General features: G+C 61.1%; 6 protein-coding genes and 1 pseudogene. 5 read left to right on the forward strand and 2 right to left on the reverse strand.

Annotation, left to right across the window (positions count from 1 at the left end; translation table 11 throughout):
- Nucleotides 1-2,074: response regulator (locus JWQ89_RS22000; protein ID WP_299644761.1), on the forward strand; the 2,074-nt coding region annotated here is incomplete at its 5' end.
- A 20-nt stretch (nt 2,075-2,094) separates the two neighbouring features.
- Entirely contained in the window at nt 2,095-4,092 is a 1,998-nt protein-coding gene (locus JWQ89_RS22005; protein ID WP_299644763.1) for a response regulator, read from the forward strand.
- A gap of 1,076 nt (nt 4,093-5,168) precedes the next feature.
- On the opposite strand, the pseudogene JWQ89_RS22010 reads toward JWQ89_RS22005, so the two are convergent.
- Nucleotides 5,169-5,357 (reverse strand): annotated as a pseudogene (locus tag JWQ89_RS22010) (copper oxidase); the annotation flags it as partial.
- Between the two features lie 356 nt (nt 5,358-5,713).
- Between JWQ89_RS22010 and JWQ89_RS22015 the strand changes: the two are divergent.
- Both JWQ89_RS22015 and JWQ89_RS22020 read left to right on the forward strand, forming a co-directional pair.
- A complete protein-coding gene (locus JWQ89_RS22015) occupies nt 5,714-6,607 on the forward strand; it encodes a DUF1259 domain-containing protein (protein ID WP_299644764.1) in 894 nt (297 codons plus the stop codon).
- A 5-nt stretch (nt 6,608-6,612) separates the two neighbouring features.
- Entirely contained in the window at nt 6,613-7,584 is a 972-nt protein-coding gene (locus tag JWQ89_RS22020) for a hypothetical protein (RefSeq protein ID WP_299644766.1), read from the forward strand.
- Here the strand turns inward: JWQ89_RS22020 and JWQ89_RS22025 are convergent.
- Entirely contained in the window at nt 7,569-8,240 is a 672-nt protein-coding gene (locus tag JWQ89_RS22025) for a hypothetical protein (protein ID WP_299644767.1), read from the reverse strand. The two genes, JWQ89_RS22020 and JWQ89_RS22025, sit on opposite strands and share 16 nt — an antisense overlap.
- Nucleotides 8,241-8,593: 353 nt before the next feature.
- Between JWQ89_RS22025 and JWQ89_RS22030 the strand changes: the two genes are divergently transcribed.
- On the forward strand, nt 8,594-8,836 hold a 243-nt coding region (locus JWQ89_RS22030), incomplete at its 3' end, for a hypothetical protein (protein WP_299644768.1).

Consider the following 8,836-nt stretch of genomic DNA (forward strand, 5'->3'; position numbering starts at 1 on the left):
AATCGAGATGGCCCGCCGCGCGCTTGAGGAGAAGGCCGAGCAGTTGGCGCTGACGTCAAAATACAAATCCGAGTTCCTGGCAAATATGAGCCACGAGTTGCGCACGCCGCTGAACTCGCTGCTGATCTTGTCCAAGCTCCTCGCCAGCAATCAGCAGGGCAATCTTAACGAGAAGCAGGTCGATTTTGCGCGCACGATAAACTCTGCGGGCACCGACCTGCTAAGCCTGATCAACGATATTCTCGATCTCTCCAAGATCGAGTCTGGCACCGTCAGCATTGACCTTGGCGAAATGCCTTTGTCCCACCTCAGGCAGCATATGGAACGGACATTCCGCCAACTCGCAGCTGACAAAGGGCTGGGCTTTAGCATTACCGTAGATCCGGCGCTGCCTGAGAGTATCCGTACCGACGAGAAGCGGCTGCAGCAAGTGATGCTGAACCTGTTGTCCAACGCCTTCAAGTTCACGGCCGAGGGTGAAGTCCGCCTGGAACTCAAGATCGAGCACGTGGGCAACGGAGGGGCGACCAGCGCCCTCGCGATTGCCGTCACGGACACAGGCATTGGTATCCCTGAAGACAAGCAGAAGCTTATCTTCGAGGCTTTCCAGCAGGCGGATGGCACGACCAGCCGCAAATATGGGGGAACCGGCCTGGGTCTCTCGATCAGTCGCGAAATTGCACGGCTGCTCGGTGGCGAGCTGCGGGTCGTATCAACTCCGGGCAAAGGCTCCACCTTTACCCTCGTGGTGCCTCTCGATGGACCGGAGGTCGCGGCCCCACGCATGGCCGCGCTGCCCCAGCCATCATCCGATGGGGTGGAGTCCACTGGTTCAATCATCGAGTTTGCTGACGATCGGGACGCCATCCGATTGGGCGACCGCGTCGTGCTCATTGTGGAGGATGACCAGACGTTCGGCGAGGTTCTGCTGGGCGTCGCGAGGAATGCAGGCCTCAAGGGTGTGCTGTCAAATACTGGCGCGGGCACCCTTGCCCTCGCTCGCAAGTTGATGCCGGACGCCATCACGTTGGATCTAGGACTCTTAGATATTGATGGCTGGGTGCTTTTCGACCTTCTCCGCCACGACTCAAAGACACGGTCAATCCCGGTGCATATTGTGTCCGGGGCGAATCAACTCGGCGCGCTTTCAGAGCGAGGTGCAGCGAGCATCCTGACCAAGCCGGTTTCAGCAGACGCTCTGGACCGGGTGTTCGATGAGATACGCTCGAGCGGTTTGCGCAAACAGCGCAACGTTCTTGTCGCGGATGTGGATGCCGACCGCCGCTTGGCCCTAGTGGACGCTATTCGCGACGGAGTTACCGCGGTCACCGCGCTGGCCCGTCTGCCGGCCAACCGTGACCAGAATGCAATGGGCCAGTACGACGCGGTGGTCGTAGGCCTTGGACGGTCCGCTAAGGAGAACCAGCAGATCATTGCTGGGATCGCCGAGGAGATGGCAGATGCAATATCCAAGCTGATTATCTTCGCTCCCAATGCGGAGATCCTTCGCATGGCTACCGCCAAGAGCGCTGCCTTCTCCGATGTGGCCCACGCTGAAACCTTCGCGCAACTGGCTGTCCTCGTCTCGGAGATGCTGCCCAGCGACGATGAGGAGGGAGCGGAGGCGGAGGAGCACGCTCCGGATGTCGCGGACCTCGCCGGCGCGCGGGTCCTGATCATCGACGACGACATTCGGAACATCTACTCGCTGACCAGCGTGCTGGAGACCTATGGCATCGAGGTCCTCCATGCCGAGCGTGGCCGCGATGGCATCGCGTTGCTCGAGCAGTTCCCCGAGATCGATGTCGCGTTGGTAGATATCATGATGCCGGAAATGGACGGTTACGAGACGATGCGGGAAATCCGTCGACGTCCAGGACTGGTAGAATTGCCACTCATCTCGGTTACGGCCAAGGCCATGAAGGGTGACCGGCAGAAATGCCTCGAAGCCGGTGCCTCAGACTATATCGCCAAGCCCGTCGACCTCGACCTGCTGACAGCGTTGCTGCGGGTATGGATCGGGCGCGTCCGTGGCCGGGGGCCAGCCACTGACACTCTGGTGGCGGCAAAGTAATGGCTTCCGCAGTCAATGCAATGCGTTCGCTGCGCGAGGACGTGACAGGGTCTGACGCGTCGCAAAAGGTGCCGAGGGCGCGAGTGCTGCTCGTTGATGACGACGAGCGCAACCTGTTGGCGCTGAGTGAAGTCCTGGGCGATATCGCTGACATCGTGTCGGCCCGCTCCGGCGAAGAGGCCTTGCGGCATCTGCTCAAGCATCGGTTCGCAGTCGTCATCCTCGACGTCCTTATGCCAGGCATGGACGGCTATGAGACGGCCCGGCTCGTGCGAGCGCGTGAGCAATCCCGGGACACCCCCATCATTTTCCTCACGGCCATAAACCAGGAGGACGCACACACCATACGGGGCTATGACCTTGGAGCCGTAGATTACGTCTTCAAGCCTTTTGAGCCGACGATGGTGCGAACCAAGGTTTCAGTCTTCGTAAATTTACATGAAAAGACGCTAGAGATCGAACACAAGGCCCGGACCGAACAGCGACTTCTTCGCGAGAAGCTGGATGCGCAGCAGGAACGTATGCTGGCGGTCGAGGCGCTGAGGGTCTCCGAGGAACGCCAGGCACTGATCCTCAATGCCCTTCCAATGGCCGTTTATGTCGAGGATGAACTGGGGGCACGCCAATTTGTCGCCGGAGACGTCGCAGCGATTACCGGCTTCGAGACAGCAGTTTTCTCGAATGACCCCAGCTTTTGGCTCGAACGCATTCACCCCGAAGACAGAGGGCGCTTGAACTCCGCAGGGACGGGCAGTTACGAGTTCCGCTGGCTTCATGCCGATGGAGGATACCGCCACTTTCTCGATCAGTCGGTGGCGTTGGAAGACGATGGCGGGGCCCTCGCCGGAACCATCCGCGACGTCAGCGAGCAACGGCTGATGCAGGATCAACTGCTGCAAGCTCAGAAAATGGATGCAGTGGGTAAGCTGACCGGTGGCATCGCACATGACTTCAACAACCTACTCGCGTCGGTATTGAGCGGCCTTGCCCTCATCGAGCGACGCACCGCGCTGGAGGGAAAAGCCAAGGAAGTGCTGGAGATGACCAAGCACGCGGCTGAGCAGGGCAAGCACCTGGTAAGCCGTCTGCTGACATTTTCGCGTCGTCAGAATCTGGCTCCGACTGCAGTGGATTTGGCGGCAGTCGCGCGCTCCCTTCGAACGATGTTATCGCCGATGTTGGGCGGCATGACGCAGCTCAAATGGGAAACAGATCACGCTCTATGGCCAGTCTACGTCGACCCCTCCCAGCTTGAGTTGGCGATCATGAACCTAGCCATCAACGCGCGCGACGCTATGCCAAGCGGTGGAACGATTACGGTGAATTTCGCCAACCGGACGGCAGAGGCCAGCGAAGACCTGACCGCTGGAGATTTCGTCGTCGTCAGCGTGTCGGATACAGGAGTGGGAATAGCCCCTGACCTGCTCTCCAAAGTCCTTGAGCCCTTCTTCACCACCAAGGATGTGGGCAAGGGCACAGGCCTTGGACTTAGTAGTGCGTATGGTTTCGCCCGGCAGTCCTCGGGTACGCTGCGCATCATGAGTAGTTTGGGCGAAGGAACGCTCGTCGAAATCTGGCTGCCCCGGGCCCATGAAAATGGGGTGGCGTTGCTCGAGGGCGCGACCGAGGTGCCGGTCAAGGTCAAGGGCAGGCGGCACGCCAGAGTGCTACTAGTTGATGACAGCCCCAGCCTGCGTGGGCTGACTGAGATGCTGCTTATAGAAGAAGGATTTTCGGTTACGCCAGTCTCCGGAGGGGCCGAGGCGCTGGCGATCCTCAATCATTACAAGCAAGGCTTCGACATTCTCGTCACCGATTTTGCGATGCCACTGATGTCAGGGTTGGAGGTTATTCGGGGGGCACGGTCGACACGACCCGAGATGCCTGCCGTCATCATCACCGGGTATGCGGAGACAACGGCGCTCGACGATCGCCCTCCAGACGTGCCGGTGGTGTTCAAGCCGTTCACAGCGCATGCTTTGGTGGAGGCGATAGAGCGCGTGTTAGAGCCCAGCTGAGGGTTGGCGAAGAGCGTCTGATGAACAGAGCTTCTGCAGGACCGGAAGCAGCCGAGGATGCGAGGTCTCGCCATCTCCTGTGCAGCGATCCTGCCGGCCTGGTACAGGTACGCGACCTCCCGCGGGTTGATGGTTCCTTGTCGAGTCGAAGCGTAGCCCTTCGGGAATGATCAGGTCGATGGAGTGGCCGAGGGCCTCGCTCTCGGAAGTTCAAGGTGACCGGCCGGACGAATGCGCTGCAGCAGCTCAACTAGAAGTTTTCATGGCCCGCAGTCCGTCCGGTTACTAAACCGGATGTTGAGCCGATCGTGCAATTGCACTTTCCACGGGCTCCGGACTAGCCACACACCCCCCATGGAGCTTTTTTCCGCGGGCACGTCCCCCGTGGCAGGGAACCGCGAGCTTCCGCAATGAAGGATAAGGGGGCGGCGTGTTCAAGCACCCGCTTCAGCTCATCGGGCCCGTTGGAGAGATACAGGTGGATTTTGTTGAGCCGGGCCCCGGCGAAATCATCCTTGCTACTGGATCGGCCGATGTGACCGCCGGGGGTTTCGTGGGTGGTGTCCAGGTCGGCTACCCGCCCGCGGATAACGCCATCATGGCTGCTAACACTGCCACACCCTGCCGCCGCGCCCTCAAAAGCGGTCGAAATGGTTGGTCTGGGAGTAGAGCCTCAGGTGATCGTCACCGCTTGTGGCTCGACACCGGACACGGCGGTTGTCGATGTCATGACAAGCAGTTCATCAGCGTGGGGGTGGCACAGTGGCAGCAAGGGAACGTAGCCGTGAACACGTGGCTCAAGGAGACTGATATCGCGCTCTACCACGCGAAGAGTCTCGGACGAAACCGCGTCTATCCGTCGTCCCGCCTGACCGTTGCCCGTTCCAGCGCCGGGTAACCTGCCTCAAAGCGCCCCAGATTCGAACTCGTGATCCGGTTCAAGAACGTCCCTAGGTCGAATTCCGGGTTTCGTCCCCGTGACCCAGATATCGCGACGATCCGATAGCCAGCACGATTCCAGTCGAACTTAACCGAGCGCTAATCCATGCACCGGGATGACGGCGCCCGCCTGGGTTGCCGTCCACCGCGACCAGGCGGGCGTCCGCTGAGCCGAGGTCGATCCAGAACGCCGTAGACGAGGCGCCATTGATGACGCGGAGGCGCACGCGTCCGTTTCGCTCGCTTCGCACCACCTGATCGTCGAGGGTTCGATCATTGGCCAGAACGGCGTCGTACGCGACATCGTTGAGGTCCATGCTATCCATGGCATCATGCCGTGATCCATTCCGGCCATACCTGCCATCCCGCCATCATCCATCGCGGTCGCGCCGGTCAGCCCTTGGAATATCTCGACGGGATCGCGGAAACTGAAGTCGTTGAGGAAAAGCCCTCTTTGGCCGACTGCACGGCCCAATCCGCCGCGGCATTTGGGGCATCGTTGCGGACCCGGGAATGACGCGTGGGTCCGCGGCGAGGTCCCCATCCCCGCGGACATCGACGATCAGCGACCCTCCTGGGTCGGCCACACTGTCAACGCTGAGATTCACTTCAGGGTCCGTCAGCGTGGAACCGCCCAGACATGAAACCCGTTTGCAGGTCTTATCGACCATAGGAGGCCACCATGTACCGCTCATTCCTCTTCAGTGTCCTCATCCCGACCGCGTGCCTCTTGAGCGTCGGTCCTGTCCTAGCCCAGCAGGACTGGAAAGCGGTTGGGCAGGCGCTCGGCAAATCGGGCTCGGTGATGGATGGCGGCGTATATCGCGTGGGGATGCCTCGCTCCGACTTGAAGGTAACGCTCGACGGCGTCGAGCTGAAGCCGGCGCTAGCCCTTGGGTCCTGGGTGGCCTTAAAGCCAATGGCCGATAACGATGCGATGCTCATGGGCGACCTTGTCTTGACGCAGGACGAGGTCAATCCGGTGATGAGCGTGCTGCTGCAGGACGGTCTTCAGGTCACCGCCCTGCACAACCACCTGTTTCGGGCCGATCCGGCCACACTTTACATGCATGTGAGCGGTCGCGGCGATCCAGTAAAACTGGCGAGTGCGCTGCACGAGGCTCTGGCTCAAAGCAAGACGCCGCTCGGTGAAGCAGCGGTCTCCCCCGCATCACAGCCCGAGATCGACCTGGACACCGCCGCCATCGATACCGCGCTTGGCCATCAGGGCAAGGTCAACGGGGGCGTCTATCAGGAATCGATTTCGCGAAGCGATCCGGTAACGGAGGACGGCATGGATGTGGAACCGGCAATGGGCACCGCCATCGCCATCAACTTTCAACCTACCGGCGGCGGCAAGGCGGCAACAACCGGCGATTTTGTGCTGATCGCGGAAGAGGTTAATCCTGTTCTCAAAGCCCTGAGGGCCGATGGAATCGAGGTGACCGCCCTGCACAGTCATATGCTGGATGAGCAACCGCGATTGTTCTTCATGCACTTTTGGGCAAACGGTGACCTGACGACGCTTCTCCACGGCCTGTCGGCCGCCTTGGGCGAAATGGCGGTGCAACGATAACAACCATGCCTACTGTACTTGCGGCGGCGCTCTCCGCCTTGGTTGCTTCGGTCGTTAGTTTGCCCGTTTCGGCCGCGGAGACCCTCACCCTTGAGGCGACAATTCCCTTGCCGAATGTCACAGGTCGCATCGACCATCTGGCGTTCGACCAGGCTCGCCAACACCTGTTCGTGGCTGAACTGGGCAACAACAGTGTCGATGTTGTCGATCTCACAACGAAAGCGGTCATCCACCGGATCGAAGGGCTCAGTGAGCCACAGGGAATCGAATTCGTCCCCGACGCTGACGTGCTGGTGGTCGCCAGCGGGGGCGATGGTTCAGTCACCTTTTTCGGCGGCTCGGATTACGCCCCGCAGGCGAGCGTGCAGCTGGGCGAGGACGCCGACAATGTCCATCTCGATGCAGGCAATGTGGTGGTCGGCTATGGCAATGGCGGCCTGGCGGTTCTCGATCCGCACCTCCACACCAAGGTCGGCGATATTCCGCTACCGGGGCATCCCGAAGGCTTTCAGGTGTCGCCCCAAGGGACTTATGTGAACGTGCCGGACGCCCACCAGATCGCTGTCGTGGATCTGGTCAAAGGTGAGGTCGTCGCCGACTGGCCTCAATCGCTGACCGCAAACTTCCCCATGGCGTTTGACGCATCTACGAACACGCTCGCCACCGTCTTTCGGGACGCTTCGATGCTGGGGCTCCTCGACGCTGCAACCGGCAGCTCCACCGCGCAGATCGAAACCTGCCGGGACGCCGATGATGTGTTCTTTGATACCACGCGCGGCCGTCTCTACGTCAGTTGCGGTGCGGGCGCCGTGGACGTGTTCGCGCGACAAGGAGCAAGCGTATCGCTCCTCGAGCGCGCGACGACAGCGAAGGGCGCCAGGACCGCCTTGTTCGTTCCCGAGCGCGACGAGCTATTCGTGGCGAGGCCCGCCAGCGCAAATGCGGATGCCGCGATAGAGGTTTATCGCCCGCAGTAGCGGCGCCCATCAAGGGCCGAGAAAAGCGTTAGCCCACATCCGATCGGCACGAAGTCGAAAGTCTCCAAACACCGCTGTGGTGGTGACGGTAGAATCGCCCCGCTCCAGTCGATGACGAAACCGCTCATGGGGCCGTAAGCGGTCTGGACTTCGACATCAAACGAAGCATTGCTTGGTGCGACATGACGATTGCGTCGCGCCGCCTGGCGGCAGGCGCGAGGCGATGCCGAAGCCGGTGAGCCAGACACCGCCGCTTTCGAGCTCCACCAGGATGTTGGCCGGCTTGAGGTCCTTGTGGATGAGGAACGCTGATGGACCTGGCCGATTGCAGTCGCGAGCGGGATCGCGATGTGCAGGAACTGCATTACCTCCATCGGCTGGCCGAGCAGTTGATCGAGTGGCAGGCCGCCGGGGTCCCGGAGCACCAGCGTCACGCGGCCCTCGTGGCGCGACAGGGCTAGTGGCCGGACAGCCCATCCGGCATCGAGTTCGGCCTTGAGGTCATGTTCGTGTTCGAGCCGCTTGAGAGCCTCGCGCGCCGGATGTTCCCCGATGGGCGCGACCAGTAGGATCGGGTCCAGGCCATCGCCCGCGCCGCGGTAGAGCGTCAAATCACCCCCCCGCAGCGCCGAGAACACATAGCCCGAGAGCTCCATCGCAAGGACCTCCTCAAGAGTTCCCCAAGCGTTCCCCAAGCCAACGTGAACGTTAGCGCTTTCCCATCTCCCCCTGAAGGCTAAATCAACGTGCTGATCCCCGATGAAGAGCGATCTTGGAACACACGAGGGCTGGTCGGCTGTTGCCGGCGCAGGCGCGATCGCCGTGCTGCCGGAAGCCCGCCACCAACGCGAAGCTAGCCCCCCGGAGGAGTTCGCCGGCGGGGAGGTCGCGGGCAAAGACGCCCTGCGGTCCGTTCTAATTAGGCAAGGCTCGGCAACTTAAAGCGCCACGGCCGACGATTCTCGACCCCTTCCGCAAGAAGGAGAGGGCGCGCTGATGACCGGGGGCGGTGTCGTGGGAAAGCCTCGCCTGGGTGGTCGGCATTATCTTCTTTGCTGGCGCCGCCGTAGCCGAGTTCCTGTTCTGGGTGTGGCGCATCGTGGTGGGCTTCAACCGGGCGCTATCCGAACGGGACAGCGCAGCTCAGCTTGAGAAAGAACGCGCCAAGATGGTCGAGGCCGAACTACGCAGCGATCTCAACGACTACAAGGTGCAGTCGGCAGAGAAGTACGCGACGAAGGACGGCGTGACA

This window comes from Devosia sp. (assembly GCF_028290645.1).
GTDB lineage: Bacteria > Pseudomonadota > Alphaproteobacteria > Rhizobiales > Devosiaceae > Devosia_A.